Origin of the sequence: Thalassovita aquimarina (assembly GCF_018219815.1) — a bacterium.
Taxonomy (GTDB): Bacteria; Pseudomonadota; Alphaproteobacteria; order Rhodobacterales; family Rhodobacteraceae; genus Thalassobius; species Thalassobius aquimarinus.
Map to the genome: position 1 here is coordinate 1 of NZ_JADMKU010000050.1, position 2,169 is coordinate 2,169.

The following is a 2,169-nucleotide window of genomic DNA, read 5'->3' on the forward strand; positions in this document are numbered from 1 at the left end:
GTGAAGCGCAAGCTGAACTCGGGCGACGTGATCGATGCCTTGAGCGACCTGTTCATCATGCGGGGTGTGCCAGCCTATGAGCTACCCCCCGAAAATCGGACGCTGACGTAAGCTACGATTTGCTGTCTGCTGATCTTCGACTAGAAGGAGATCAGAGATGTCGAAACGGAAGCAGCATTCGCCTGAGTTCAAGGCGAAGGTGGCGCTTGAAGCGCTGAAGGGTGAGCAGACAGTGGCCGAGCTGGCGAGCCGGTTCGGGATTCATCCGACGATGATCCACGCCTGGAAGCGGGCGCTGCTGGAAGGCGCATCCGGCGTGTTCGAACGTGGTGGCAAGAAAGCCCCCGAGATTGACGAGGAGCAGGTCAAGGAGCTGCACGCCAAGATCGGGGAGCTGGCTGTGGCCAACGATTTTTTGTCCAGAAAGCTCAAGCTGTGGGCCGGAAAGTGAGGCGGGAGATGATCGAGCCAGCCAATCCGGATCTGCCCATCCACTGCCCGGCAGGCGATTGCGAAGCAATCTGCCGAAAGGGGCAAGCAGTGCCGACTGCTGTCGATCTCGCGGTCATCGTTCTACTACCGGCCGAAGGGCGAGACGGCGCTGAACCTCGCGCTCATGCGCCAAATTGATGAACAATTCCTTGAGACACCGTTCTTCGGGGTGCGGCAGATGACATGGCACTTGCGCAACGAGGGACACCTGATCAACGAAAAGCGCATCCGCCGGCTGATGCAGTTGATGAGCCTGATGCCGACCCGTCGACCGGCAGTGCATTGCGCAGCAATGTCACGAGAGGGAACCAGAAGCCCAGCACCAGCAAGGCGGCAAAGGGGTATAAAACCTATCCCTACCTGCTCAGGGGACTGCGCGTGGATCGGCCCGGCCAGGTCTGGGCCGCAGACATCACCTATCTGCCGATGCGGCGCGGGTTCTTGTATCTGGTGGCGATCATGGATTGGCACACGCGCAAGGTTTTGGCCTGGCGCATCTCGAACACGCTGGAAGCCTCGTTCTGCGTCGAGGCGCTGAACGAGGCCATCCATAAGTTCGGCCCGCCAGAAATCATGAACACCGACCAAGGCAGCCAATTCACTTCGTTTGTCTGGACCGACAAGTTACGGCGCTCAGGCGTGCGCATCTCCATGGATGGCAAAGGCCGGTTCCTCGACAATATCTTCGTCGAACGGCTCTGGCGGAGCCTGAAATACGAGTGCGTCTACCTGCACGCCTGGGAGACCGGATCGGAGGCAAAGGCGGGCGTCGGGAAATGGATCGATTTCTACAACCGCAAGCGCCCTCATTCCGCCCTTGGCGGCAGACCGCCAGCCGTGGTCTATTGGCTGAGAAAAGAAGAAATTCAACCCGATCAGCAGGAGCAAAAAGTAGCTTAAATTACGCTGGAAACTGTCCAAGGTTTGGGGAGTAGCTCACATGTTCACGACTACCTCGACATCTCCGATCCCTTTCTAACTAGCGCACTGGCTACTACTGAGTTTCTGGGTTTCCGGGTTTTCGGTTGCCGCAGAGCGCAATTTGGATTGTATTTGCGGTTAGTGAAACCATCGAAAGTAGACTTTCATGCACAGGCATCACAAGAAGGCGCTTCTCAAGCTCCTGAGTTGTGCGAAGGATGAGGATTTTCTCCAACTTCTCTGGGCGACGAACATTCTTCAGACTCAAAATGCCGAACATGGGTTGCGCTTTCTTGACAGAAACACGGTCCCACCGGAGGCAATAGGCGCGGAGGTCCCGAATCCAGCCGCCATCTACAAATGGGAGATCGAAACGCTCGCCAACGAGGTCCTCACTACGCAAAAGAAGAGGGGGCCTCAGGTCAAGTGGTTGTATAACAACCACTATGGAAATGCTCTCGCCTGCGCCGGGCGGCTGCGAAAACTCGAGAACAAGGAACTTAAACTCGGAGGATTTAAAAAAGACATTTGGCTGGAGCTCGCGCGGATCGCCAACCGGCAGTTCCCATGGCAGGTAGGCTCCGACAACCTGTCCAATATCTACCGGCATGTCTTCGTCTACGGTCAGGGAAAATGCGCCGAACAGTTTGAACAGCGATATGGCGTGAGCATTGCGGATTTTACTAGGGTCAGGACTCATAGCCAATAGATGACGGTTGCAGCGAGCGCGATTGCGGAGAGGAAGACCTTCGGGCA

The 2,169-nt window shown here is 56.6% G+C and carries 1 protein-coding gene and 1 pseudogene; one reads left to right on the forward strand and one right to left on the reverse strand.

What is annotated here, in order from left to right:
* Positions 1-157 precede the first annotated feature (157 nt).
* A pseudogene (locus IT775_RS21095) lies at positions 158-1,392 on the forward strand (IS3 family transposase).
* Between the two features lie 94 nt (positions 1,393-1,486).
* Here IT775_RS21095 and IT775_RS21100 read toward each other — a convergent pair.
* Positions 1,487-2,169 (reverse strand): hypothetical protein (locus IT775_RS21100; protein WP_212703223.1); only part of this gene is annotated, 683 nt, incomplete at its 5' end.